The sequence below is a fragment of the Pseudomonas sp. B21-023 genome (assembly GCF_024749165.1).
In the GTDB taxonomy this organism is placed as follows: Bacteria; Pseudomonadota; Gammaproteobacteria; order Pseudomonadales; family Pseudomonadaceae; genus Aquipseudomonas.
The window spans coordinates 4,681,989-4,708,320 of sequence record NZ_CP087190.1; the positions used below are offsets into that span (position 1 = coordinate 4,681,989).

Annotated in this window: 22 protein-coding genes and 1 pseudogene; 12 read left to right on the plus strand and 11 right to left on the minus strand. The window is 62.5% G+C overall.

From position 1 onward, the window contains the following. Window positions 1-3 precede the first annotated feature (3 nt). Entirely contained in the window at window positions 4-180 is a 177-nt protein-coding gene (locus LOY42_RS21115; protein ID WP_158247504.1) for a hypothetical protein, read from the minus strand. Window positions 181-292: 112 nt separating this feature from the next. Here LOY42_RS21115 and LOY42_RS21120 point away from each other — a divergent pair, with 112 nt between their 5' ends. Then, complete coding sequence (locus LOY42_RS21120; RefSeq protein WP_023629967.1) at window positions 293-1,765, plus strand: inorganic phosphate transporter; 1,473 nt, start codon at window positions 293-295, stop codon at window positions 1,763-1,765. A 101-nt stretch (window positions 1,766-1,866) separates the two neighbouring features. On the opposite strand, the gene LOY42_RS21125 is transcribed toward LOY42_RS21120, so the two are convergent. After that, the gene (locus LOY42_RS21125; RefSeq protein ID WP_139669419.1) at window positions 1,867-3,342 is read right to left on the minus strand and encodes a helicase HerA-like domain-containing protein; all 1,476 of its coding nucleotides are present in this window, start codon (window positions 3,340-3,342) and stop codon (window positions 1,867-1,869) included. A gap of 315 nt (window positions 3,343-3,657) precedes the next feature. On the opposite strand from LOY42_RS21125, the pseudogene LOY42_RS26720 reads away from it, so the two are divergent. The 5 genes and pseudogenes from LOY42_RS26720 to LOY42_RS21145 form a co-directional block, all read left to right on the plus strand. Then, window positions 3,658-4,482: pseudogene (locus LOY42_RS26720) on the plus strand (cache domain-containing protein); the annotation flags it as partial. A gap of 141 nt (window positions 4,483-4,623) precedes the next feature. Further along, the gene (locus LOY42_RS26725) at window positions 4,624-5,388 is read left to right on the plus strand and encodes a methyl-accepting chemotaxis protein (protein WP_371041571.1); all 765 of its coding nucleotides are present in this window, start codon (window positions 4,624-4,626) and stop codon (window positions 5,386-5,388) included. A 146-nt stretch (window positions 5,389-5,534) separates the two neighbouring features. Beyond that, on the plus strand, window positions 5,535-6,656 hold the full coding sequence (locus tag LOY42_RS21135) for a glycosyltransferase family 1 protein (protein ID WP_102682782.1): 1,122 nt from the start codon (window positions 5,535-5,537) through the stop codon (window positions 6,654-6,656). Then, a complete protein-coding gene (locus LOY42_RS21140; protein ID WP_139669416.1) occupies window positions 6,649-7,413 on the plus strand; it encodes a DUF2334 domain-containing protein in 765 nt (254 codons plus the stop codon). The genes LOY42_RS21135 and LOY42_RS21140 overlap by 8 nt, the downstream gene beginning before the upstream one ends. Continuing rightward, entirely contained in the window at window positions 7,410-8,402 is a 993-nt protein-coding gene (locus LOY42_RS21145) for a lysylphosphatidylglycerol synthase transmembrane domain-containing protein (RefSeq protein WP_102682784.1), read from the plus strand. Before LOY42_RS21140 ends, LOY42_RS21145 begins: the two co-directional genes overlap by 4 nt. A 154-nt stretch (window positions 8,403-8,556) precedes the next feature. Here LOY42_RS21145 and purU read toward each other — a convergent pair whose 3' ends face one another. Next, window positions 8,557-9,408 carry a formyltetrahydrofolate deformylase gene (gene purU, locus LOY42_RS21155; RefSeq protein ID WP_046856933.1) on the minus strand — a complete coding sequence of 284 codons (852 nt, stop codon included), beginning with the start codon at window positions 9,406-9,408 and terminating at the stop codon, window positions 8,557-8,559. Between the two features lie 302 nt (window positions 9,409-9,710). On the opposite strand from purU, the gene mvaT reads away from it, so the two are divergent. Then, window positions 9,711-10,088 carry a histone-like nucleoid-structuring protein MvaT gene (gene mvaT / locus LOY42_RS21160; RefSeq protein WP_028690229.1) on the plus strand — a complete coding sequence of 126 codons (378 nt, stop codon included), beginning with the start codon at window positions 9,711-9,713 and terminating at the stop codon, window positions 10,086-10,088. Window positions 10,089-10,161: 73 nt separating this feature from the next. Here mvaT and sbcB read toward each other — a convergent pair whose 3' ends face one another. The 3 genes from sbcB to LOY42_RS21175 form a co-directional block, all read right to left on the minus strand. Next, window positions 10,162-11,592, minus strand: coding sequence for an exodeoxyribonuclease I (sbcB, locus tag LOY42_RS21165; protein WP_139669412.1), 1,431 nt, complete (start codon window positions 11,590-11,592; stop codon window positions 10,162-10,164). Between the two features lie 61 nt (window positions 11,593-11,653). Next, on the minus strand, window positions 11,654-12,013 hold the full coding sequence (locus LOY42_RS21170) for a PilZ domain-containing protein (protein ID WP_046856935.1): 360 nt from the start codon (window positions 12,011-12,013) through the stop codon (window positions 11,654-11,656). Window positions 12,014-12,136: 123 nt separating this feature from the next. After that, window positions 12,137-12,523 carry a tol-pal system YbgF family protein gene (locus LOY42_RS21175; protein WP_023631127.1) on the minus strand — a complete coding sequence of 129 codons (387 nt, stop codon included), beginning with the start codon at window positions 12,521-12,523 and terminating at the stop codon, window positions 12,137-12,139. Between the two features lie 180 nt (window positions 12,524-12,703). On the opposite strand from LOY42_RS21175, the gene pyk reads away from it, so the two are divergent. Beyond that, window positions 12,704-14,158, plus strand: a complete 1,455-nt coding sequence (pyk, locus tag LOY42_RS21180; protein ID WP_023631128.1) for a pyruvate kinase — start codon at window positions 12,704-12,706, stop codon at window positions 14,156-14,158. Between the two features lie 91 nt (window positions 14,159-14,249). On the opposite strand, the gene LOY42_RS21185 is transcribed toward pyk, so the two are convergent. Next, window positions 14,250-15,170 (minus strand): iron-sulfur-binding ferredoxin reductase, encoded by a 921-nt coding sequence (locus LOY42_RS21185; protein ID WP_139669410.1) that lies wholly within the window; start codon window positions 15,168-15,170, stop codon window positions 14,250-14,252. A gap of 275 nt (window positions 15,171-15,445) precedes the next feature. On the opposite strand from LOY42_RS21185, the gene LOY42_RS21190 reads away from it, so the two are divergent. The 4 genes from LOY42_RS21190 to LOY42_RS21205 all read left to right on the plus strand — a co-directional run bounded on the left by LOY42_RS21190 (window position 15,446) and on the right by LOY42_RS21205 (window position 23,146). Continuing rightward, window positions 15,446-16,969, plus strand: coding sequence for a fumarate hydratase (locus LOY42_RS21190; RefSeq protein ID WP_102682788.1), 1,524 nt, complete (start codon window positions 15,446-15,448; stop codon window positions 16,967-16,969). Window positions 16,970-17,127: 158 nt separating this feature from the next. Next, window positions 17,128-18,099, plus strand: coding sequence for a hypothetical protein (locus LOY42_RS21195; protein ID WP_258599152.1), 972 nt, complete (start codon window positions 17,128-17,130; stop codon window positions 18,097-18,099). Between the two features lie 65 nt (window positions 18,100-18,164). Further along, window positions 18,165-20,756 (plus strand): hypothetical protein, encoded by a 2,592-nt coding sequence (locus tag LOY42_RS21200; RefSeq protein WP_139669406.1) that lies wholly within the window; start codon window positions 18,165-18,167, stop codon window positions 20,754-20,756. Beyond that, window positions 20,753-23,146, plus strand: a complete 2,394-nt coding sequence (locus tag LOY42_RS21205; RefSeq protein ID WP_258599155.1) for an RHS repeat-associated core domain-containing protein — start codon at window positions 20,753-20,755, stop codon at window positions 23,144-23,146. The genes LOY42_RS21200 and LOY42_RS21205 overlap by 4 nt, the downstream gene beginning before the upstream one ends. Before the next feature lie 32 nt (window positions 23,147-23,178). On the opposite strand, the gene LOY42_RS21210 is transcribed toward LOY42_RS21205, so the two are convergent. The 4 genes from LOY42_RS21210 to LOY42_RS21225 all read right to left on the minus strand — a co-directional run bounded on the left by LOY42_RS21210 (window position 23,179) and on the right by LOY42_RS21225 (window position 26,308). Continuing rightward, window positions 23,179-23,769, minus strand: a complete 591-nt coding sequence (locus tag LOY42_RS21210) for a GNAT family acetyltransferase (RefSeq protein ID WP_139669402.1) — start codon at window positions 23,767-23,769, stop codon at window positions 23,179-23,181. 145 nt (window positions 23,770-23,914) lie between these two features. Then, window positions 23,915-24,493, minus strand: coding sequence for a DJ-1/PfpI family protein (locus tag LOY42_RS21215; protein WP_139669400.1), 579 nt, complete (start codon window positions 24,491-24,493; stop codon window positions 23,915-23,917). Between the two features lie 74 nt (window positions 24,494-24,567). Continuing rightward, entirely contained in the window at window positions 24,568-25,725 is a 1,158-nt protein-coding gene (locus LOY42_RS21220; RefSeq protein ID WP_198755682.1) for a phosphatidylserine/phosphatidylglycerophosphate/cardiolipin synthase family protein, read from the minus strand. Between the two features lies 1 nt (window position 25,726). Next, entirely contained in the window at window positions 25,727-26,308 is a 582-nt protein-coding gene (locus LOY42_RS21225) for a YceI family protein (protein WP_102682795.1), read from the minus strand. Window positions 26,309-26,332: the final 24 nt, after the last annotated feature.

A 26,332-nucleotide genomic window follows, 5' to 3' on the forward strand; every position in this document is an offset into this window, starting at 1 on the left:
CCATCACCCAGGAAGGGTGTGCGGCGAAGCATGCCGGCGAAAACCTGTGATATGAAATGGAATCACACAAATTTCATACAGTCGTTTTAATTGCGCAAGCCCAGTAAAAATCACCTCAAATAGCTGATTTTTCTGAATTTTATCGATTTTTAACGGCGTTTTTTTGCGATTACCCGGCACGTGGGTGCTCGTGCCATGCCGGCATTCTCCTGCCATCGGTCAGCGGCAGGTGCATCGATTGCCATGGTTTTCTGGCATAATCCGCCCCCCCTAAGACCGCCAGACAACCTTCATGATCGATTTATTCAGCGGACTGGATGCCTGGGTTATCGTGAGCTTGACGCTCGCTCTGACCTTCGTGCTCGCCTTCGAGTTCATCAATGGCTTTCATGACACCGCCAATGCGGTAGCCACCGTCATCTATACCAAGGCCATGCCACCGCACCTCGCCGTGTTCTTCTCTGGCGTGTTCAACTTCCTCGGCGTTCTGCTCGGTGGTGTCGGGGTGGCCTATGCCATCGTCCACCTGCTGCCGGTCGAACTGCTGATCAATGTGAACACCGGCCACGGCCTGGCCATGGTCTTCTCGTTGCTGGCCGCCGCCATCACCTGGAACCTGGGCACCTGGTACTTCGGCATTCCGGCGTCCAGCTCGCACACCCTGATCGGCTCGATCCTCGGCGTCGGCCTGGCCAACGCCCTGCTCAGCGACATTCCGCTGGGTGACGGCGTCAACTGGCAGAAGGCCATCGATATCGCCATGTCCCTGGTGCTCTCGCCAATGGCCGGCTTTGCTGTCGCAGCCCTGGTGCTGATTGGCCTGAAATGGTGGCGCCCGCTGTCGAAGATGCACAAGACCCCTGACCAGCGCCGCAAGCTCGACGACAAGAAGCACCCGCCGTTCTGGAACCGCCTGGTGCTGGTGATCTCGGCCATGGGCGTGAGCTTCGTGCACGGCTCCAACGATGGCCAGAAAGGCATCGGCCTGATCATGCTGGTACTGATCGGTATCGTCCCGGCCAAGTTCGTCCTCGACCTGAACAGCACCACCTACCAGATCGAGCGTACCCGTGATGCCACCTTGCACCTGAGCCAGTTCTACCAGCGCAACGCCGCCACCCTGGGCGAGTTCCTGGCACTGGGCAAGGCGCAGGCAAGCGACCTGCCGGAGCAGTTCAGCTGCAATCCGCAGCAGACCGAGCCGACCATCGCCGCGCTGCAATCGTCGCTCGCCGGTGTGACCGACTATCGCGCCCTGAGCGCCGAGAAGCGCGTCGAAGTGCGCCGCTACCTGCTGTGCCTGGACGACACGGCGAAGAAGGTCGGCAAGCTGCCAGGCCTGGAGCCTCGCGAAAAGGCTGACCTGGATAAACTGCGCAAGGACCTGACCGCCACCACCGAATACGCCCCGTTCTGGGTGATCGTCGCTGTCGCCCTGGCCTTGGGCCTGGGCACCATGGTCGGCTGGAAACGCGTGGTGCTGACCGTTGGCGAGAAGATCGGCAAGCAGGGCATGACCTATGCCCAGGGCATGTCGGCCCAGATCACCGCGGCCTGCGCCATCGGCATGGCCAACGTGTTCAGCCTGCCGGTGTCCACCACCCACGTGCTGTCGTCTGGTGTCGCCGGTACCATGGTCGCCAACAAGAGCGGCCTGCAGGGCGGCACCGTGAAGACCATCCTGCTGGCCTGGGTACTCACCCTGCCGGCGTCGATGGGCCTGGCGGCCGGCCTGTTCTGGCTGGCCACCAAGGCCATTAGCTGAGTGCTGATGCAGTACTGAAAAAGGCGCCCCTTGCAGGGCGCCTTTTTCGTGGGAGCGGCGGTGCGCCGATGCGATTTGTCCCGAGATAGGCCCATTGAGGTTTAACGTTTCTTCCCACCCAACAGCGACCCCATCAACCCACGCACCAACTGGCGCCCCAGCTGATTGGCCGCCTGGCGCACCGCCGACTTGATCGCCTGCCCCGCCGCGCTCTGCAAGAACTCGCCGGCCTTGTCGGCGAAGCTGTCTTCCTCGGCCTTGGCCTGGGGTACCGGCTCCACAGGCTCACCCTTGCGCTGCGTGAGCATTTCATAGGCCGACTCACGATCGATCGGTTTGTCATAATGCCCTGACAACGGTGACGCCGCGATCAGCGCACTGCGCTCAGCCGCGCTCAAGGGTCCGATCCGCGACTGTGGCGGCGCGATCAACACCCGCTGAACCATGGCTGGCGTGCCCTTCTCCTCCAGGGTGCCAACCAAGGCTTCGCCGATACCGAGCTCAGTGAGCACCGCCAGGCTGTCGAACGCCGGGTTCGGCCGGAAACCATCAGCCACTGCACGCAATGATTTCTGCTCCTTGGCGGTGAAGGCGCGCAGGCCATGCTGGATACGCAACCCCAACTGAGCCAACACCGCATCCGGCAGATCTCCCGGCGACTGGGTGACGAAGTACACCCCCACGCCCTTGGAGCGGATCAGCCGCACCACCTGCTCCAGGCGGTCCTGCAACGCTTTGGGCGTACCATTGAACAGCAGATGCGCCTCATCGAAGAACAGCGCGAGCACGGGCTTGTCGGCATCGCCGCGCTCCGGCAATTGCTCGAACAGTTCAGCCAGCAACCACAACAGGAACGTCGCATAGACCTTGGGAGCGTCATGCACCAGGCGGCTGGCATCGAGCAGGTGGATGCGGCCGCGCCCGTCGCCCTCCGGGCGCAGCAGATCTTCGAGCTGCAGCGCCGGTTCGCCGAACAATGCCTCGGCCCCTTGTTGTTCCAGCGTCGCCAACCGGCGCAAGAGCGCCTGCGTGGAAGCGCTGGTCATCAACGCGCTGTCCTCGCCCAGCAATTGCGGGTTGTCCTTGAGGTGCGCGAGCAGGGCCTTGAGGTCCTTCAGGTCGAGCAGCAGCAAGCCCTCCCGGTCGGCCACCTTGAACGCCGCATACAAGGCAGCCTGCTGGCTGTCGGTGAGCTCCAGCAGGTTGCCCAGCAACAGCGGCCCCATTTCACTCATCGTGGTGCGCAGGGGGTGCCCCGATTGCCCCGCGACATCCCACAGGCTTACCGGGTAGCCCCGGGGCGTGTGATTCAGCCACGGCATGCCGGCGATCCGCTCGGCGACCTTGCCCTGCGGCGCGCCCGCCGCTCCGAGGCCACACAGGTCGCCCTTGACATCCGCGGCGAATACCGCCACCCCGGCGTCACTGAACAGCTCGGCGAGGTGCTGCAGGGTCACCGTCTTGCCGGTGCCCGTGGCTCCGGCCACCAGGCCATGCCGGTTGGCCAGGCGCATGGCCTGGGATACCGGCTGACCATCCGGCCCCGCCCCTACAACCATTCGTAAGGAATCTGACATCTTCTTTCATCCCCTGCTCAAGTTCTGCCGCGTGACAGCCGATATTTCAAAATGATTCTTACCAGAAAGACAGTAACAACCCGAAAAGGACCCACGGGACTTGTTGCACTGTTTTCCAGCCGTGCTTTGTGCGAACGACCCGATAAAAACCTTAGCGGACACGATCACGTTATGAACAAAAGCCTTCGTTTCAGCCACAAGATTCTTCTGGCGGCATCACTGATCGTGATACTCGCCTTCAGCCTGTTCACCCTGTACAACGACTATCTCCAGCGTAACGCCATTCGCGAAGACCTGGAGAACTACCTGGCCGAGATGGGCGAGTCTACCTCCACCAACATCCGCAACCTGTTCGAAGGGCGCATCAAACTGGTCGACAACGTCGCCCAGAACCTCGCCCAGTTCCCACAGAACACCGGCACCCTGCTGGGCCAGAATGCGCTCACCTCGAGCTTCCTGACCATCTACCTGGGCCAGCCCGACGGCACCTTCACCGTGCGCCCCGACACCAAGATGCCCGACGGCTACGATCCGCGCGTGCGCCCGTGGTACAAGGACGGCCTGAACGCCAGCGGCCCGATCCTCACCGAGCCCTACATCGACATGGCCACCAACAAGATGGTCATCTCGATCATCAGCACCGCGTCGCGCTCGGTTGGCGTGGTCGGCGGCGACCTGGCCCTCGACGGCCTGGTGGAGATCATCAACTCGCTGAACTTCGGCGGCATGGGCTATGCCTTCCTGGTCAACGACCAGGGCAAGATCCTGGTGCACCCGGACAAGAACCTGGTGATGAAATCGCTGACAGACCTGTTCCCGCAGAACACCCCTCGCCTGTCCCGCGACCTGACCGAAGTCACCCTCAATGGCGAAACCCGCCTGCTGACCTTCACCCCGGTCAAAGGCCTGCCATCGGCCAACTGGTACATCGGCCTGTCGGTGGACAAGGACAAGGCATTTTCGATGCTCAGCACCTTCCGCACCTCGGCAGTGATTGCCACAGTGGTGGCGGTGGTGATCATCATCGCCCTGCTCGGGCTGTTGATCCGCGTGCTGATGCAGCCACTGCACACCATGACCCGCGCCATGTCGAACATCGCCGAAGGCGAAGGCGACCTGACCCGCCGCCTGGAAATTCACAACCACGACGAATTCGGCATTCTCGGCACCGCTTTCAACCGCTTCGTCGAACGCATCCACGGTTCGATCCGCGAGGTGTCATCGGCCACCGAGCAGGTCAACGAAGTGGCGCTGCGCGTGATCAGCGCCTCGAACTCGTCGATGGCCAACTCCGACGAGCAGTCCAATCGCACCAACAGCGTCGCCGCCGCCATCAACCAGCTCGGTGCCGCCGCCCAGGAGATCGCCGGCAATGCCGCCCAGGCCTCGCAGCATGCCAGCTCCGCGCGGCTGCTGGCCGAGGAAGGCCAGCAGGTGGTGCAGCGCAACATCGATGCGATGAACCGCCTTTCGGACCTGATCGTCACCTCCAGCGAGCATATCGAGACGCTGAACAACAAGACCGTGAACATCGGCCAGATCCTCGAGGTGATCACCAGCATTTCCCAGCAGACCAACCTGCTCGCCCTCAACGCCGCCATCGAGGCTGCACGCGCCGGTGAGGCCGGGCGCGGCTTCGCCGTGGTCGCCGACGAGGTACGCAATCTGGCGCACCGCACCCAGGAGTCGGCGCAACAGGTGCAGACCATGATCGAAGAGCTGCAGGTTGGCGCTCGCGAGTCGGTCGACACCATGGGCCAGAGCCAGCGTCACAGCCAGGACAGCATGGACATCGCCAACCAGGCCGGCGAGCGCCTGGGCAGCGTCACCCAGCGTATCGGCGAGATCGACGGCATGAACCAGTCGGTGGCCACCGCCACCGAAGAGCAGACCGCCGTGGTCGACTCGATCAACATGGACATCAACGAGATCAACATGCTCAACCAGGAAGGCGTCGAGAACCTGCAGGCCACCCTGCGCGCCTGTTCGGACCTGGAACAGCAGGCCGGTCGCCTCAAGCACTTGGTCGGCAGCTTCCGCATCTGACCCTGCGCCCGCTCCCACTTTTGCAGTGGGAGCGGGCCGCGCCAAACCTCGATCGAACAAACTATCCTTCAAGTAGGTCAACCCTAAGGCGCGTCATCGTCGGCCCAGTGCCGCCTGGTGACACACCCGAGGACGATCCCGGAGGGATGCTGATCGTGCACATCGCCGACATCACCATGTTCTATGCCCCGGCCAGCGGCGGGGTAAGAACCTATCTTGATGCCAAACACCGCCGCCTCGACGCCATGTCCGGCGTTCGCCACAGCCTGTTGATTCCCGGCGCCAGCGCCAGCCAGACCAATGGCGTCTACCATGTTCCCGCGCCGCCCCTACCCTTCGGCAACGGCTACCGTTTCCCGGTACGCCTGGCTCCTTGGTGCAAGGAGCTACGTCGTCTGCAACCCGACCTGATCGAAGTCGGCGACCCTTATCTCACCGCCTGGGCGGCCCTGGAAGCGCGGCGCAAGCTCGATGTCCCGGTGATCGGCTTCTATCACTCCGACCTGCCGCTGCTGGTGAGCAACCGCATGGGCAATTGGTTCACCCCCAATGTCGAGGCCTATGTCAGCAAGCTCTACGGACATTTCGACCGGGTACTCGCGCCCAGCCAGGTGATGGCCGACAAGCTGCGCAGGCTGGGGGTCGAGAATGTGCATGTGCAACGCCTGGGGGTGGACCTGATGCAATTTCACCCTGACAAGCGCGACCCCGGCCTGCGTCGCGAACTGGGCATCGCCGATACCAGTCGACTGCTGGTGTTTGCCGGCCGTGGCTCGCGGGAAAAGAACCTGCCGGTACTGCTCGACTGCATGCAGGCACTCGGACAGCCCTATCACCTGCTTTTGGTGGGCTCGAACATGCCGATCGGGGTGCCAGACAATGTCAGCGTGATCGACCACTTCTGCCCCCCCGATGAAGTCGCTCGGCTACTGGCCAGCGCCGACCTGCTGGTGCACGCCGGCGACCAGGAAACCTTCGGCCTGGTCATTCTCGAGGCCATGGCCAGTGCCACGCCCGTGGTGGCCGTGCACGCTGGCGCCTTCGGCGAAATCGTCAACGAACAGTGCGGCCGCCTGTGCCCACCTAACGACGGCCGCGCCATGGCCGCCGCCGTGCGCGAAGTCTTCGACCACGGCGTGCGCCAGCTTGGCAGCCAGGCGCGTCGCCACGTGGAACGCCATTACAGCTGGGACAACGTGGTCAGTGGCCTGCTCCAGCATTATCAGGCGGTGCTGGGCCACCCGCTACCGGTGCGCGCCCATGGCTGAGCCCGCCTCCACCCGACGCAGCCTGATGCTGGTGCTGCACGACGTGGCGCCGGAAACCTGGCCGGACTACCAGCCCTTCGTCCAGGCGATCGATGACTTGGGGGACGTGCCCATGACCTGGCTGGTGGTGCCGGATTTCCACCACCGCAATCCGCTCACGCATTCGCCCACCTTCTGTCGCCTGCTCGACCGACGCCTGGCCCGTGGCGACGAACTGGCCCTGCACGGCTACTACCATGCCGACGACGGTCCGGCGCCTCGCGGGCCGCGCGAATATTTCATGCGCCGGATCTACACCCACGAAGGTGAGTTCCACGGCCTGGAACAGGCCAGCGCACTTCAGCGCCTGCAAGCCGGGCTGGCATTGTTCGGGCAACAAGGCTGGCCAGTGGCGGGGTTCGTCGCCCCCGCCTGGCTGATGAGCGAAGGCACGCGCCAGGCGCTGCGCCAGCTGCCGCTGCGCTACACCAGCACCCCAAGGCACCTGTACCGGTTGCCGGACTTCACCGCCTTTGATGCCCCGGGGCTGGTATGGAGTGCGCGCAGCGCCTGGAGACGAGGGTTGTCCAAGGTAGTCAGTGACTGGCAGTGCCGGCGCTGGCGCGAGGCCGACACTCTGCGCCTGGGCCTGCATCCGGTGGACATGCGCCACGCCAGCTCACGCAATTACTGGCTCGAGACCTTGCACCAATTGCTGGCGCAGGGGCGTGAGCCACTGACCAAGTCGGCCTGGTTGGAGCGCCAGGCCGCGCCATGAGTCGCCTGGGCTGGCTAGGCCTGGCCTTGCTGCTGGCAGTGTCAGTGCCCGCCCTGCTGGGCGGCCGCGATTTGCTCCCACGCCTGCAATCCTTCGCCCCCGGCCTGATGGCGCTGCTGCTGGGCATGATCCTGCTGTGCTGGACGCTCAATGCCCTGCGCCTGCGCCTGCTGCTCGGCGAACAGGGCGCCCGGGTGGGCCGGCTCCGCAGCCTGGGAGTAGTCATGGCCACCGAGTTCGCCATCTGTACCACTCCTGGCGGTACGGGGGGCCCACTGACGCTGATGACCCTGCTGAAACGCGAGCGTATCGCGCCTTCGCTTAGCGGCGCGGTGTTCGCCATGGACCAGTTGAGCGACCTGCTGTTCTTCTTCTGCGCCATGCTGGCGATAGCCGCGTACGCCCTCTTCCACAGGCTCGGCCACAGCCAGACGCAAATGTTGATGGGCAGCGCGTTGCTCTTGTGCACCGCGCTGGCGGGAATCGTCCTGCTGCTGCGTTATCGACGCGGGGTGATGCGCGGCAATGGCCGGCTGTTGCGGCGCCTGGGCATGTCACCGGCACGGCGGCGACGCTGGGCACGCAAAGTGCTGCGCTTCATCCATGCCCTGGGCGATACCTGGCGCATGCCACGGCGCACACTGGCTGCGGTGTTCTTCCTGACCTGCGCGCACTGGTGCCTGCGCTATAGCGTGCTGTACCTGGTGTTGCGCGGATTGGGCGTGGAGCTGGCGTGGATTCCGAGCTTCCTGGTGCAGATGCTGTCGCTCAGCGCGGGGCAGTTCAGCCTGCTGCCGGGCGGCGCCGGCGCGGCGGAGCTGACTTCGGCGACCTTGCTGTCACCGCTGGTGGGCAGTTCGACGGCAGCCGCGGCCATTCTGATCTGGCGCGCGGTTACCTACTATTTCTATCTGTTGGCCGGGGGGCCGGTGTTTCTATATCTGCTGGCGCGGCCATTGCTGGATCGTCGGCGCCGACAGACGGGTTGAGCCGCCCCCAGAGTTCGACAGCACCAGGGAACTCAGTGCCGTCTTCGTCGCTCAGGGCCTCGGGATCGAAGCGGGCCAGGCAACCCTCGCCCAAGGTCGCTGGCGCCGAGGCGCCGGCCTTGTCACGTGGATCCGCCATGCACCGGCCCTCGACTCAGTTGAACACCACGGTCTTGTTGCCGTGCACCAGCACGCGGTCTTCCAGGTGATAGCGCAGGCCACGGGCCAGGACCATCTTCTCCACGTCGCGGCCGAAGCGGACCATGTCCTCGATGCTGTCGGCATGGCTGACCCGTACCACGTCCTGCTCGATGATGGGGCCGGCGTCGAGCTCCTCGGTCACGTAGTGGCAGGTCGCGCCGATCAGTTTCACGCCACGCAGCGCCGCCTGGTGATAAGGCTTGGCGCCGACGAACGACGGCAGGAAGCTGTGGTGGATGTTGATGACCTTTTCCGCGTATGCCTGGCACAGCTGCGGCGGCAGGATCTGCATGTAGCGCGCCAGCACCACGGCATCGGCACCACACTCCTCGACCAGGCGCGATACCTCGGCGAACGCCGGCTGCTTGTCCTTCGGATCGACCGGCACATGATGAAACGGAATGCCGTGCCATTCGACCATGCTGCGCAGGTCGTTGTGGTTGGAGATCACACACGGGATCTCGCAATCCAGCTCGTCGGTGTGCCAACGGTGCAGCAGGTCTGCCAGGCAGTGCGATTCGCGGCTGGCCATCAACACCACGCGCTTCTTCTGTGCCGAATCGGTGATCCGCCAGGTCATGGAGAACTCTTCGGCGATCGGCGCGAACGCCTCGCGGAAAGCCTCGATACCAAACGGCAGGGACTCGGCGCGAATCTCATGGCGCATGAAGAACCAACCGCTCTGCTCGTCGGAATGGTGGCTGGCTTCGTTGATCCAGCCATTGTAGAGGGCCAGGAAATTACTGACTTTCGCCACGATGCCGACACGGTCGGGGCAGGCAATCACCAGTCGATAGGTGCGCATGAGAGAGACTCCAGAACTTCGCAAAGGCGCATATTCTAGCGGCCTGCCGGGGAAAACGCAGTAATCATCTTTACCTGAGCGCCTTGCCTGAAGGGCTCGATCACACAGGTCCATAGCCTTTTTCCCAAGGGGGTAATCGGCATTGCCCCAAGAAATTTGTAAATTTTTCTTAACCTAATGACCGTGAAGTCATGCCCTACTATTAATTGAGTCTTCAATTTTAAATTGTTTACTTGAGAGTATCGTCTGTCTATTATTGCCCCCACTGTCTCTCTCCCTGAACATGTACTAAGGAACACACCATGTCCCTGATCAACGAGTACCGCGCCACCGAAGAAGCTATCAAGGAACTTCAGGCCCGTCTGGCCAACCTGTCGCAAGACGGCAAACTGCAAAAAGAGCTGGAGTTCGAAAAGAAGCTGCGCGAGCTGATGGCCGAAAACGGTAAATCGCTGCGTGACGTGATCGCGCTGCTCGATCCGGAAAGCAAACTGAGCAAGGCGCCGCGTGGCGCAGTCAAGACCACCGGCACCAAACGTGCACGCAAGGTCAAGCAATACAAGAACCCGCATAACGGCGAGGTTATTGAAACCAAGGGTGGCAACCACAAGACCCTGAAAGAGTGGAAAGCCAAGTGGGGCGGCGACGTCGTCGAAAGCTGGGCCACCCTGCTGGACTGATACGCTTAACGGGCGCATTGGTTTCAACATGAAAACGCCGGCAGTTGCCGGCGTTTTTGTTTATCTGCACATTTCAAAGCTGGTATTGCACTTTCAGTTGTCGGATATGGCCCTGCCAGGCTTCCAGTACCTGACGCCCCGCCTCGCTGGCGTCTAGCAGGCTGCTTTGGCATGCCAGCTCAAAATCGGCCAGGGTGTTCGGTGCACCAAAGGCAGGGTCTGTAAGACGTTGCTGACAGAACGCATGCCAACGTGCGCGCTCTTGTTCATCAAGGGTGTCGGAAAAGTTTCGCGCCCGATAGCGGAACAACAATTCCGGCATGCGCGGATCATCGAACATCCACTGCCCCTTGGCCAATTGCGCCGGATCGGTACACCGCACTTGCTCGCTCAGGCGTTTGTCGCGGTCACCGAGGAAACCGTCATACAACTGTTGCTCCGGGTCTTCACTGGGTGCAAAGCCCTCTTCCTGATAGATGATGCCCAGCTTGTCTCGCCAAACAGTTTGCTGGTTGGCCAACTGCTGCGCCTGCGCCTGCAACACCGACAATTCAAGCCCCAACCGTTGTTGATCGGCCGGGCGCAGTACCGATAGCGGCGCCAGCACCGGGCACCGATTGATATGCACCAACTTCAGCGGTACCGGTAGTTCGCCCTCGGCCATATCTTCGTGCCGCGTGTACAAACGCTCACGCAATGCTTGCGCACTCTCCTCGAGCAGCGGCGAACTATCCTGCTGCAAGTCGCAGACGATCAGCGCGTTGCGATTACGCGGGTGCCAGGCCAATGGCAACACCACACCGATATAGTTACGCTGCGCCGAGAAACGTCCGGATACATGTACCAGGGGCTGCAATAGGCGGATCTGCTCCATGACCTTGTGCTTGCTGCGCAACTGGAACAACCAGTCATACAACCTGGGCTGCCGGTCCCGAATCAACCGGGCCAGGGCAATGGTCGCCCGCACGTCGGAAAGCGCTTCGTGGGCATGGCCATGGTCGATGCCATTGGCCTTGCTCAACAACTCCAGACGCAAGCTGGTGCGTCCATCCTGCTGCGGCCAGACGATGCCCTCGGGGCGCAGCGCATAGGCAGTACGCACCACATCGATCAAGTCCCAGCGGCTGTTGCCCCCCTGCCATTCACGGGCATAGGGGTCGAAGAAGTTGCGGTAGAGGCTGTAGCGGGTGACCTCATCGTCGAAGCGCAACGTGTTGTAGCCGGCGCCACACGTGCCAGGCCGGGCCAGTTGCGCATGGATGCGCGTCATGAATTCGGCCTCGCACAGCCCCTGGCTGGCCAGCTGCTGTGGAGTAATGCCGGTCACCAGGCAGGCCGCCGGGTGCGGCAGGATATCGTCGGAGGGCCGGCAATAGAGGCTGATCGGCGCCTCGATCTCGTTGAGATCGAGGTCGGTGCGCACGCCGGCCACCTGCAGGGGGCGATCGCAGCGTGGATTGATGCCGGTGGTTTCGTAGTCGTGCCAGAAGATGCTGGAGCTCACGGGGTCTTCCTGTAACAAGGTCGACCAGAGTCTAACGGCACGCGCGAGGGCTGGGCCAGCCTTACGCAGAGGCGTTCATGGGCCGGAAGCTGAAGAAATCGCGCAGCGAGCGGACAAAGCCGTCGTATTCCTGCGGCGCCTGCAACAACATGAAACCGGCATCGAAATGCCCGGGCGTTTCATCTTCGCGGCACCACAGGCAACTGGCGGTCAGGTTGATGAACTGCAGGCCACCGCCGGCAAGGGGAACACGCAGTTGCAGCTCGAAGTCCGGCCCCACCAGCACCGGCAACTGGCTGATCAGCATCAGGCCGTCTTCGGAGGCATTGCCCAGATAGCCGATCTGCTGGTCGGTGCAGCGGTTGAAGACCTTGAGCACGCAAGGCAGTTGATGACGCTCTATATGTCGCTCGATAAACATGATCGCAGTGAAGTCCTGTACCTGGAGCCAGGAAGACAAGGTACTGGCGATGATCGTTACAACTCTCCAACAGGTTAGCCCAGTCCGACGGACGGACTACATGAAATCATCGACACCTTGGGATTAACGCCAAGGTGTAGTGTTCACCGGGCTGGCCACCGCCGCTTCGCTGCCACGCAGATGTCCGAGCTTCTCCAGCGTCTGCAGGCGCGCCTGCGCGCGGTAGGCGTATTCGTTGCGCGGGTACTGCTGGATCAGGTACTGGTAGGTCTGCGCCGCGTCGACGTAGAGCTTCTGGCGCTCCAGGCACTGGCCACGCAGCAGCGATACTTCCGGGTGGATGAACGGCCGGGCACGGCTGGTGCGGTCGACCTGCGACAGCTCCAGCATCACCTTTGCACAGTCACCACGGTCATAGGCGCGATAGGCATTGTTCAGGTGGTGGTCCATGGACCAGCGGGTGCAGCCGACGACACTGGCCGCCATGGTCAAAACGATCAGGGTGCGCATGGGAATTCTCCTTTGATGGCAGTGTATCGGCCTTTCACGGCAAATCTTCACAGCCTTTTGCAAGCATACCCTGACCGTTCAAACGCTACCCGCATGGGCGTGCAGGTAGTGCAACGGAACAATGACTACAGCGCAATTGAGGAGTAGCCTTTCGCTGCGCTTCACTATAGGAGTCTGTGCATGACCATCCGCCGTACCAAAATCGTCGCCACCCTTGGCCCCGCCAGCAACTCGCCGGAAGTGATCGAACAGCTGATCCTCGCCGGCCTTGACGTGGCACGCCTGAACTTCTCCCACGGCACTCCGGACGAGCACAAGGCCCGCGCCCGCCTGATCCGCGACATCGCCGCCAAGAACGGCCGTCACGTCGCGCTGCTGGGGGACCTGCAGGGTCCGAAGATCCGCATCGCCAAGTTCGCCAACAAGCGCATCGAACTGAAAGTCGGTGACAAGTTCACCTTTTCCACTGCCCACCCGCTCACCGAAGGCAACCAGGATATCGTCGGCATCGACTACCCCGACCTGGTCAAGGACTGCGGCGTCGGTGACGAACTGCTGCTCGACGACGGCCGGGTGGTCATGCGCGTCGAAACCGCCACCGCAGACGCCCTGCACTGCGTGGTGATCATCGGCGGCCCGCTGTCGGACCACAAAGGCATCAACCGCAAAGGTGGCGGCCTGACCGCACCGGCCCTGACCGAGAAGGACAAGGCCGACATCAAGCTGGCCGCGGAAATGGACCTGGACTACCTGGCCGTTTCGTTCCCGCGCGACGCCAGCGACATGGAATACGCCCGCAAGCTGCGTGACGAAGCCGGCGGCAGCGCCTGGCTGGTGGCCAAGATCGAACGCGCCGAAGCGGTCGCCGACGACGAGACGCTCGACCAGTTGATCCTCGCTTCCGACGCAGTCATGGTTGCCCGTGGCGACCTGGGCGTGGAAATCGGCGATGCCGAGTTGATCGCCATCCAGAAGAAGATCATCCAGCACGCCCGCCGCAACAACAAAGCGGTGATCGTGGCGACCCAGATGATGGAGTCGATGATCCAGAACCCGATGCCGACCCGCGCCGAAGTATCGGACGTGGCCAACGCCGTGCTCGACAACACCGACGCAGTGATGCTGTCAGCCGAAAGCGCCGCCGGCAGCTACCCGATCGAAGCCGTACAGGCCATGGCCCGTATCTGCTCGGGCGCCGAGAAGCACCCGACCAGCCAGAAGTCCAGCCACCGCCTGCACACCACCTTCGAGCGCTGCGACGAGTCCATCGCCCTGGCGGCGATGTACACCGCCAACCACTTCCCCGGCGTCAAGGCGATCATCGCCCTCACCGAAAGTGGCTACACCCCGCTGATCATGTCGCGCCTGCGTTCGCACGTGCCGATCTTCGCCCTGTCGCCGCACCGTGCTACCCAGGCCCGTGCCAACATGTTCCGCGGCGTCTACCCGATCGCCTTCGACCCGGCCTCGCTGCCGGCCGACAAGGTCAGCCAGGCGGCGGTCGACGAGCTGCTCAAGCGCGGCCTCGTAGAGCAAGGCGACTGGGTCATCCTGACCAAGGGTGACAGCTACCACACCATCGGTGGCACCAACGGCATGAAGATCCTGCATGTCGGTGATCCGCTGGTCGGCTGATCCCTCAGCAGCACCTATCGCGGGGCAAGCCCGCTCCCACGCCGGTGTCGGCATTGTGGGAGCGGGCTTGCCCCGCGATGCTTTTCAGCCCTCAAACATGCTCGGTAAACACGTCCGCAAATATCTGATTACGTGGCACCCCAGCAATGAACAGCCGTCGGGCAAAGCGCTCCACGCTCCCAGGTGACCCGCACACCAGCGCCATGGTCTGACGCGACATCAGCTTCAACCCAGCCAGCGCTTCATCCAGCTGCGCCGCCAACACCCATTCGACCGTCACTCCGTCCAGCGCCTGTAACGACTGCGCCAGATAGTGCCCCTCAGCGGTGTGTGCCACGTGCAGCACCCGAATTTCCCCCTGATGCCCCTGTCGCAATGCCTCACGCAGGATGCCCCACAACGGCGCCAGTCCGGTACCCGCCGCCAGCAGCCAGAGCGGCCGCGCCTGCCAGTCCGGGTCGTAGTGCAACGCACCGCCCCGGAGTTCGCCGAGCCTCAGCACATCCCCCAGCCGAAGTTGCCTTGCCTGGTCGCAGAACGCGCCGGAACGGTGGCAATCCAGGTGAAATTCGAGAAAATCGTCCTCGCCCGGCAGGCTCGCCAACGAGTAGGGTCGCGCAACGCCGTCGCTCCACAACACCAGGTGCTGCCCGGCCTGGTAGCGCAATGGCCGCTCTGGTCGCAGCCTCAGACGCAGCACATCGGCGAACCAGTCCAGCCCGATCACCGTGGCCGGCAGGCCATCGTTTCGGGGGTCGAACAGCGCCACCCGCAGGTCACTGGTGACCGAGCACTGGCAGGCCAGGCGCCAGCCCTGCTCGCGTTTTTCAGCCGCCAGCGCCTCGGGTTTCGCGTCGAGGGGAATACCGTCCAGGCAACGCACCAGGCAGGCGTGGCAGCTGCCGGCGCGGCAGCTGTAGGGCACGTTCAGGCCTGCCTCGTTGAGGGCATCCAGTAGGTTGCTGCCGCCTGGCACTGCCCATTGGCGCTCGCCCACGCAGAGTTCGGGCATGGTCAGGTTTCTCGTCCGATTAAAAGTATTACTGGCGCCACTTTGCGCTACCGATGCCACAGCATCGCATGTCATCAGCAAAAAGGATGCCCCTTCCCTGCCGACCTTGGTCCAGACCACGTGCAGGTGTTTCCGAAGACGGGGGCACGGTATACTGCCGCGCCTTTTTTGTGCCGGCCCGACCAGCCGGCGCCTTGCCAGGCGTTCCTGACATACAGGTGTGCACTGTCGGAATGCCTTTTCGAATGTTCCCGTCTTTAAGAGGAGCGCGCTGCATGACCGTGATCAAGCAAGACGACCTGATTCAGAGCGTCGCCGACGCCCTGCAATTCATCTCGTACTACCACCCCGTCGACTTCATCCAGGCGATGCACGAGGCCTACCTGCGTGAAGAGTCGCCTGCCGCGCGTGACTCGATCGCCCAGATCCTGATCAACTCGCGCATGTGCGCCACCGGCCACCGCCCGATCTGCCAGGACACCGGCATTGTCACCGTGTTCGTGCGCGTCGGTATGGACGTGCGCTGGGACGGCGCCACCCTGAGCGTCGACGACATGATCAACGAAGGTGTGCGCCGCGCCTACAACCTGCCCGAGAACGTCCTGCGCGCCTCGATCCTGGCCGACCCGGCCGGTGCCCGCAAGAACACCAAGGACAACACTCCGGCAGTGATCCACTACTCCATCGTCCCCGGCGACAAGGTCGAGGTGGATGTCGCGGCCAAGGGCGGCGGCTCGGAAAACAAGTCGAAGATGGCCATGCTCAACCCGTCCGACTCGATCGTCGACTGGGTGCTCAAGACCGTCCCGACCATGGGCGCTGGCTGGTGCCCGCCTGGCATGCTGGGCATCGGCATCGGCGGCACCGCCGAGAAAGCCGCGGTGATGGCCAAGGAAGTGTTGATGGAATCCATCGACATCCATGAGCTGAAAGCCCGTGGCCCGCAGAACCGCATCGAAGAGATCCGCCTGGAGCTGTTCGACAAGGTCAACCAGTTGGGCATCGGCGCCCAGGGCCTGGGCGGCCTGACCACCGTGCTCGACGTCAAGATCATGGACTACCCGACCCACGCCGCCTCCCTGCCGGTGTGCATGATCCCCAACTGCGCCGCTACCCGTCACGCCCACTTCGTGCTCGACGGTTCCGGCCCGGCCGAGCTGGAAGCGCCATCGCTGGACGCCTACCCGGAAATCGTCTGGGAAGCCGGCCCAAGCGCCCGCCGCGTGAACCTGGACGCGATCACCCCGGAAGAAGTCGCCAGCTGGCAGCCCGGCGAGACCATCCTGCTCAACGGCAAGATGCTCACCGGCCGCGACGCCGCGCACAAGCGCATGGTCGAGATGCTCAACCGCGGTGAAGAACTGCCGGTGGACCTCAAAGGCCGCTTCATCTACTACGTAGGCCCGGTCGACCCGGTCGGCGACGAAGTGGTCGGCCCAGCCGGCCCGACCACCGCCACGCGGATGGACAAGTTCACCCGCCAGATCCTCGAGCAGACCGGTCTGCTGGGCATGATCGGCAAGTCCGAACGTGGCCCGACCGCCATCGAGGCGATCAAGGACAACAAGGCCGTGTACCTGATGGCCGTCGGTGGCGCCGCCTACCTGGTAGCCCAGGCCATCCGCAAGTCGAAGGTCCTGGCCTTCGCCGAGCTGGGCATGGAAGCGATCTACGAGTTCGAAGTGAAGGACATGCCGGTCACCGTCGCGGTGGACAGCAAGGGTGAATCGGTGCACATCACGGGTCCTGCGCTGTGGCAGAGCAAAATTGCCGAAAGCCTGGCGGTGGAAGTGAAGTAATTTCAACATTCACCCGTAAGAAAAAAGCCGCTCCCTCGAGGAGCGGTTTTTTTTGCTCGCAAGAAATTATGGAGGCTCCCACAACCAGCAATAAATACCGCTCTCATCGCGCACTTTCCTACTCAAATGAAGCCTCACTTCCTTCAGAGGCAAACCTTATGAGCAGTACTGTAAAAGCCAATCAATGGCTACGCCGCTTCCAACTGGATATCACTTCCAACTCCCGTCGCGTGTATGCCAATGGCCGCCAACAAGTGGAGATCACCGTCACGCTCGAACCTCGTAACGGCCAGACGATCTCTCGAGAAAGTCTCGACTCGCTAGCCTTGGTCCAGATCGATGACGAAGGCATCCCTCGAGTATTGGATCAGCCGGACCTCTACGCGCACACACAGCGCGATGAGCGATTCATCTACCACAACGCCACCGGCAGTGCCCCCAGCGCACTGCTGGCGTCGTCGTCCAAATCCGTTCACCGACGCTTCTATGTGACATCGAAGCGTCCTGGCGGCACGCTGAGCCCTATCTACGCGGCGATCTGGATGGATGAAGATCATCTCTTCGTCACCAATGCCGAACCCTTCAAGTCCTCGGTCGTCATTGAGTCCATCGCCCCTGCGCTGGGTCATAAGGAGCTCTTCCAACTCAGCGTCGAGTCACCCCTCAAGTACAAGCTCCCCAGCGACAATCTGAATTACTGGGATGACGAATTCGAAGAATCGGTCGGCTATTTCGGATTTGCCGATCCGAGAACCATGGTGGTCCAAAGCGAGGCGCTGGCCACACCTTCGTCTCACCCCATCTATGAAATGAACGCATGGGATCACGCATTGATCTCTTTCCAACTTACCAATGACTACAGCCAGCACCGCAAGGTGACGGTCTATGAGGCAGGCCAGCCATTCACGGTGAAATCTCCAGAGTCGGACCGAGTCCATCACCAGCGTCCGGGACATCTGCTGATCCATATGTACGCCAAACGCTTCTATAACCGTCACTACAGCAGCTCCCAGACGAAGCGCAGTATCTGGAAGGTGATCGACCAGCATGGCAATGGCTATGAAGTCGAGTTCTTTGTTGCAGAAGCAGGAAAGCATGTGTCCTTCAAGGTAAATGCGAGCCAGGCCTGACCTTCCTGGAAACTCGGTGCCCGTGAAAAGGGGCACCGACCTCTCCCTGCGACAGGAAACACCCAATGTCTACGATACATACCCAAGCCAGCAATTTTCTGGACTTCATGAAAACCGGCGTGGACAACCGTACCGGCCAGTTCACCCTCGCCGTCGCCCTGCCCCTACCACCCGCCAACCAGCTGAGAGGGCCGGCGCTCTCGATCACCCTGGCCTTCAGCGTGCTGGGCTCAAGTGTCAACAAAGGCTACGGACTAGGCTGGACCCTCGGGCTGTCCGAGCTCGACGGGAACACCCTGAGGCTCGCCTCCGGCGAGCAGTACGCCATAGATCAAGATGCCTCCACGTTCGCAGCCGATACGCCGCTGACCTTCAGCGATCAAAAACTCCCGGCGCTGCGAGTCACCCCACAACACAACGGTGATTTCCGGGTAGACAAGAAGTCCGGAGAACGCGAAATCCTGCGTGAGCAGGAAGACAGTGGCCGCTATCTGGTTGAGGAAATGCACTCCCCGGAGGGCCATCGCCTGTTCATCGACTGGGCGCCCTATGGCAATGACGGCCATTTCATTCTTCAGCAAATCAGTGATGAACAGCGCGCGCTGCTGCGCGTGGACCAGCTGGAGGAAGAAGTTCATCTCATCTTCAACCCGGATACCACGCAAGCGCTCATGTTGCGTCTGGTGTTGAGCAATGACCGACTCAGCGAAATCCACGTTCCCGGCATCCAGCGCCCTTTCGGCATCGAGTACGACGCCCTGGCCCTGGACAATGGAGCCCACCTGCTGCTGCCCACCACCCTGCACAGCCCGCTGGGCGCCCACGACATCGTCAAGTGGGCGACCGGGGCCGACGGCCATCAGCTGCCGGCCAACGCACCGTTTTCCCACCTGCCGCGGGTCGAGTCATGGATCCACAGCGCCGGCCCCCCCGACACCGAAAGGATGCACCACTACCGATGGATCGGCACGGCCAATTTCCTTGGCTTCGGCAGCGCCCAGGCGTTTTCCTGGGAACATGGACGAGACAACCTCTATCAGGTCGAAAGCGACTACCAGTACGAAGTGGTCGAAACGGTCAGCGATGCACAGGGCACGATCCTGGATATCATCACCCGCACCTGGAACCGCTTTCATCTGCCCCTCCTGGAAAGCTCGCGTCGAGGCGATTGCGAGATCAGCACGCATACCCGCTACGGTATCGACCCTGGCAGAACCTGGGAGGAGCAATCCAGTACCTGCCAGCTCCCCCATCAGGTCTCGACCACTTACACAGACCATGCCCGCCCAGGGGCCAGTCGCACCGAAACGACGGTTTATCAATACGACAACTACGGCAACATCACCCAGGTCGACTACCCAACCGGCATCAGTGAGATCAATTGCTACTATCCCGCCGAAGGGGGAGAAGGTTGCCCAGCAGATCCCTTGGGGATGGTGCGCTTCCTGCGCAAGAAAACCACCCGGCCAGCCAAGGCTGACGGCTCAGCTCCAATGTTGAGCAGCACGTACACCTATGCGCCACTCCCTTCACTGATCGTGGATGCCCCAGCGCATATCGTGGTCGAGCGTGAGCAGTTGCTGGACGAGCTGGACAGCCGCTTGCTGGAGGAGACCCGCCACATCTATTTCCATCAGCCCCACATCTGCTACGGGCGCATCCAGCGAAGCGTCACGACGCTCAACGGCAGGTCAACCGCTACCGAATACCACTATGGGCACGCAAACGGAGCGTTGGTTTTACGGAGCACGATCATCGGCTTCGAAAATGACGACGTGAACCGCTCAACCCACAACAGCGCGCAGTCCCTGCTCACAGGCCAGACCATTTGGGAACGTAGCGAGAGCGGGGCGCTCACCCGCTACGAGTATGACCAGATTGGCCGTATCGTCCGAACACTCAACGCAACCGGTAGCCCTTACCAGACACAGCGTCTGGTGCGTTACCACCTGGGAGACGCACTAGCCGTGAACCTGCACGGCACCAGCGTCCTGCCAGCGATGATGGTCGAACAGGTGGAGGTCACCGGCCGACGCCAGCGTCTGTGGCTCGACGGCGACGGACGTACCCGGCGTATCGAATTGGAAGACCTGGACAACGAACCCGGTCGCTTCCTTGAAATCATGCGCTGTGAATTCGATGCCCTGGGCCGGCAGATACGCCGGACAACCCAGGACTGGTTGTCCAAGGATTCGCCTGTTCCGCTGTCCCTGACCACCACCACCGTCTTCGACGACTGGGGCCAAGCCACCCTTACCATCGACGCCCAAGGCATATACACACATACGGTCCAGGACCCAATCACTCGTCGCTGCGAGCAATGGCAAGCTGCGGGCGGACTCTCCAGCCCTCGGAATGTGACCCTGAAAAACCTCGCGGGCAGCCCCATCGAAGAGCAGCGCTACGATTGCGAAAACAATCTGGCCCGTACATTGAAGTGGGTGCGCGATGGCCTGGACAGGGTAGTCGAAGAGCGGCTCAGCGTACCGAACATGTCCACTACCGTTACCCGCTACCGATATGACCACTATTCGCGGGTCATCGAAAAAGTCTTGGAAGATGGCACTACCCTCGCGTGGCAATTCGCGCCCCACAGCGATGGACAGCATCCCGAATTGATTACCACCACTGCCCCTGCGCAGGAGGAACAACGATGAACGCCATCACCTTGGGGCGGCAGACTTTCGACGGCCTGGGCCGCCAGCGCTCGGTCGAAGTGGCCGGGCGCACCACCCACTACCACTACCGCCCGGGCCAGTTGCCTCCCCACGCCAATACGCTTGCCGATGGAAGGCGCGTGGACTTCGCCTACGAACCACAACTGCATGACGTGCTGCTGTCTTCCACTGCCGAGGGCGGCCACAGCGAACAACTGCATTATCACCCTCGCCTGGGTCATCCCACCGAGGCCAGTGGTGCCCTGGGGACGCTGAAGTGGAGCTTCTCACCCGCCGGCTTGCCGCAGCAGGAGTCCTGGGTCATCGAGGGCGCCGAGTACAGTACCCTTTGGCATACATCGTTGGGCGGCAGACCACTGGGTTTCGTGGACGCCTACGGCACCAAACAACAACGCCATTACGATGCATTCGGCAGGCTCGCGCAAATCATCGCAGGCAAGGTCAGTACGCGCATCACCTATGACGCCCTTTCGCGTGTGAACCAAGTCACCACTCAAGATCAAGACGCCCGCGTTCTGGTCAGGCAACTGACCTACGATGCCATGGGGCGAGAAGCCAGCAGCACCTTCACCCTGACCGAAAACGGTGCAACTCGGACCTTCACCCAAACCCTCGGCTACAACACACTCGATCAGCTCATCCGACGTACTGGCAATGACGGCCAGCAAGAGGCTGACGAACGCTTCGCCTACGATTCGCGAGGCCGCTTGGTGCGCTTTACCGCGAACACCAATGCCGCACCACGGGATCCGTTCGGCAACGCCATCGTCGAACAACGCTTTGTCTTCAATGAGCGCGACGGCTATCGACAAGTCACCAGCCGTTTCAACGACAGCAGCGAAGATGTCGCCCACTTCCACTACGCAGCCGATGACCCCTGCCAGATCGTGGCGATCGATCATAGCCACTCCAGCTGGCCAGCGCGGATCGAGCTGACCTACGACGCCCACGGACGCGTCATCGCCGACAGCCTGGGGCGCAAGCTCACGTGGGACGCCCACGAACGTCTGCAACGCGTCGAATATGAGGGCAGGACGTGCGAGTACCGCTACACCCCGAATGGCCAACTACGCGACCGAATTATCGATGGCACGCTCAACCGCAGCTTCTTCAGCGGCAAGCAACTGACCCATGAGCACCAGGGAAACACCACACTTGAGGTGATGGGCGACGGCAGCACTCTGTTCGCGGTGAGCGCGATCACCGAAGGTGTACGCCAGACAACTTTGCTAGGCTGCGACGGCCAAGGCTCGATACGCATCAAAGCCGGCGCCCAGGCGCACATGCTGCAATACACCCCACATGGCAGCGAACAGGGCAACGACCAGCTACAGCCGTTCGGGTATGCAGGAGAACGCCGTGAACCACTGACCGGCTGGTACATCGCCGCAGGCTATCGGCCCTACGACCCCTTGTTGATGTGTTTCCTCGCGCCCGACAGCGAAAGCCCGTTCGGTCATGGCGGTATCAATGCCTACACCTACTGTGGCGGCGACCCGGTCAACCGCATCGACCCAGATGGGCACAGCTGGCAGACCTGGGTCATGGCCGGCATTGGTCTGGCGGTCGGAGCACTGGCAACGGTCGCCAGCTTTGGCGCCGCCGGCGCCGCGCTTGCCGCGAGCGGTATGCTCAGCGCAAGCGGCGCACTGTCCGTGGCGACGGCGACGCTCAACATCGTGTCCATGGGCACGGGAGCGGCAGCGATGGCCATGCAAGCGCAAGGCAAGAATGAGCAAGCCGCCAACGTGCTCGGCTGGATATCTTTAGGCACAGGGGTATCCAGTCTTGCAACGGGGGGCTTGGCACGGATGGCTGGAAAATGCGTCAGCACACTCAAGCGCAGCAATGCACTGAGAAAGCCCGCAGCTCACGCCCCCAAGAACCCTCAGCATTCAATTGACGTCATGTTCAGAAGCCCCAGAACCAACCAAGCAGAGGTCGTCTGGTACGACGATGCATGGGGCAGAGGGATAAAAGCTTTTGAAACACATGGGGGCAAGAACGGTGTCTTGATGAATGCGGCCGGCCAATACGAAGACGCAGCACGCATCGCGCTGCGCGAAATAGCCCCGCGCCTGGCCCATACGCCAGCTGGCGAGCCCATCGTCCTGCTGGCCTGCTGGGGCGGGAAAAGCGGCGCGGCGCAACGAATCGCCGATGTGCTGCAACGCCCGGTTTATGGCACCGACAAGATCACTTACGTCCCAGGTGTAAGCCGTATGGACAGGCTGGACGTCGGCAATCTCTGGTCGACCGTGCCCATGCAGAAGATCTCTAGATACCGTCGTTTGCTAGGTGCCAAAGGTCCGTACGACTTCGACAGTACACTGGAGCCGGCAACTGGACGAATGTACTTCCCATCATGAGGCCCCTACCTGTAGACACACCGTCAGGCAGATCATATCGGTAGCGCCTTGAGCCAGAACGACATGATCTTGTCGCTGCTTTCCTGCTCGTCCCGATCGCGCCAGGCATGACGGGTACGCAATGAAGGGTCCTGCAGGAAGCCGCGGTTACGCCAGAAACCGTGCAATGGTTTGTAATTGGCAGGCCGCAGCGGGTGTATGCCTGGGCGCTCGACAACGCAGAACGCGCAGTAATCGAACCCGGCCAACTTATGTGCATACGATTCGCGCTCGATGAAAAAGCGCACGCCCAGGCCCTGACTGCGATAAGCAGGTAGCAACACCGAGCCACCAAAGTAGTACACCGACGTCGGATCACGTCCCTGGGCAAGGAACGGTTGCTGGAAGAGAGGCGTCTCGTCTGTCAGCGGCAGGCCGGTGGAGGCACCTACTAATTGGCCACCGTCCAATGCCACCACCATCAAGCTGCGACCAGAATCGGCGTAGGTGGCCAAGTGATTCGTCTCATGCTCCAGCGAACCTTCATAGAGGTAGGGATACTCGCGAAACACCGTCAGGCGCAAGCGCGCAAGCTCATCGATATAAGGCGCAATCGCCGCGCCATGCAGCAAGCGTATTTCCATGGGGAAGCAGTCGTCTGGTCGCGGTGGATAACGCGCTCGGGCAAGCCGGCCTGAGGGGAAACCCTACCATCGGCATCGCAACCTGCCGTTGTCCCTGCGCGACAGGTGCTTCTCCAGGACCGCTACCGACAGACTGCTCACGACCTTACTGAATGCGCGTCCCAAGCACCTTGAGAAACGCCGCAAGCCACGCCGGATGCGCAGGCCAGGCCGGCGCCGTCACCAGGTTGCCGTCCACATGGGCCTGGTCCACCGCGATATCGATGAACCGTCCGCCCGCCAGCCGTACCTCGGGCGCACAGGCGGGATAAGCGCTGCACTCACGCCCTTCGAGCACACCTGCCGCCGCCAGCAACTGCGCCCCATGGCACACCGCCGCGATCGGCTTGCCGGCCAGGTCGAACGCCTTGACCAGCTCCAGCACCTTGTCGTTCAGGCGCAGGTATTCCGGCGCACGCCCACCGGGGATCAGCAACGCGTCATAGCTCTCGGCCCGCACCTGAACGAAGTCGTAGTTCAACGCGAAGTTGTGCCCGGGCTTCTCGCTGTAGGTCTGCTCGCCTTCGAAATCGTGAATCGCCGTGCGCACCGTCTGCCCGGCGATCTTCTCCGGGCACACGGCATGGACGGTATGGCCGACCATGGCCAGGGCCTGGAACGGCACCATCACTTCGTAGTCCTCCACATAGTCACCCACCAGCATGAGAATCTTCTTCGCCGTCATCGCATCCACTCCATCGGTTGTCTGGGAACAGTTCCAGCACGATAGTCTGCTTTGCGTGACGGCGATATACGTCGCTAGTCGCGGCGATCCAGCAGATTGGCCACCAGCCGGTCCAGCCAGCCCCACAGGCGCTGTTGCACCCGACGCCACAGTGGACGGGCATGCCAGCGCGCCAGGTCGACCTCCAGGCTCTGGGCGAAATCGCGCTCGAAGCTGGCGGCGACAGCAGCACTCAGCGGCGGATCGATGGCTTCGACGTTGGCCTCGAGGTTGAAGCGCAGGTTCCAGTGATCGAAGTTGCAGGAGCCGACGCTGACCCAGTCGTCCACCAGCACCATCTTCAGGTGCAGGAAGCATGGCTGGTATTCGAATATCCGCACCCCGGCACGCAGCAGCCTTGGGTAATAGCGGTGCCCGGCATAGCGCACCGCCGGGTGGTCGGTGCGCGGGCCGGTGAGCAGCAGGCGCACGTCGATACCCTTCTGCGCGGCACGGCGCAGCGAGCGCCGCACGCTGAAGGTCGGCAGGAAGTACGGCGTGGCCAGCCAGATACGCCGCTGGCCGCTGTTCAGCGCGCGCACCAGCGCATGCAGGATGTCCTTGTGCTGGCGGGCGTCGGCATAGGCCACCCGGCCCATGCCCTGGCCCTGCGCCGGCACCTGGGGCAGGCGCGGCAGGCCGAAGCCCTCGGGCGGGCGCCAGGCGGTGCGGCGCTGGTTGGCGTGCCACTGGCGGTCGAACAAGAGTTGCCAATCGGTGACGATCGGCCCCTCCATGCGCACCATCACCTCGTGCCACTCGCTGGTGTCGGCATCCGGTGTCCAAAACTCGTCGGTGACCCCGGTACCGCCGACCACCGCCCAGCGTTCGTCCACCAGCAACAGCTTGCGATGATCGCGATAGAGGTTGCGCAAGCCCCGGCGCCAGCGCAGGCGGTTGTACCAGCGCAGCTGGACACCCGCCGCCAGCAGGCGCTCGCGCAACGACACGGTAAAGGCCAGCGAACCGTAGTCGTCGAACAGGCAGCGTACCCGCACGCCGCGTCGAGCCGCCTGCTCCAGGGCGTCGACCACAGCCTCGGCGCAGGCGCCGGCCTCGACCAGGTATAGCTCCAGGTCGACCTGGAACTCGGCACGCACGATCGCCAGGAGCATGCGCGGGAAGAACTCGGGGCCGTCGATCAGCAGTTCGAACTGGTTGCCATCCCGCCAGGGGAAGACTGGCCCCGGCATGTCAGCGGGCGGTGAAGATCAGCACCGCGCTCACCGGCACCGAGGGGTTGATCGACTTGAGCCCGGCCAGCTTGCGCAGGTTTTCCAGGCCCGGCAGCAGGCCGAACGCCGAGGCGCGCAGGATCAGCGGCTCCAGCGTCACCACCTGGAAACGCCGCTCGTCCAGGCGTGTGGCCAGCAGCAGGGTGTTGTAGCTGCGGGTCTGGCCGTGCAGGGTCACGCTCACCGGCAAGCGCAGTTCCAGCTGCGCGCCGTTGGCCAGGTCGTTGATCGGGCGCAGGTCGATCTGTGCCTGCACCGTGGCCTCGGGGAACTGCTCGAAGGCGAACAAGCTGTCGCGCATGCGCTCGTCACGCAGTGGGATGCCGCTGCTGATCGAGTCCATCTCGATGCTGACCTCGGCCGCGCCCTTGCGGTCGACCTTGCCATGCAGCACCAGGAAACGGTTGACCTCGGCGATATTGCCATTCTTGCCGGTGACGAAGGACAGGCGCGAGGACTCGCCATCCAGGTGCCAGTTGGCATGGGCGGGCAGGCACAGGGCGAGCAGGAGGGCGGGCAGCAGGCGGGACGGCTTGAACATGTGAAATCCTGTGAATCAAGGCCG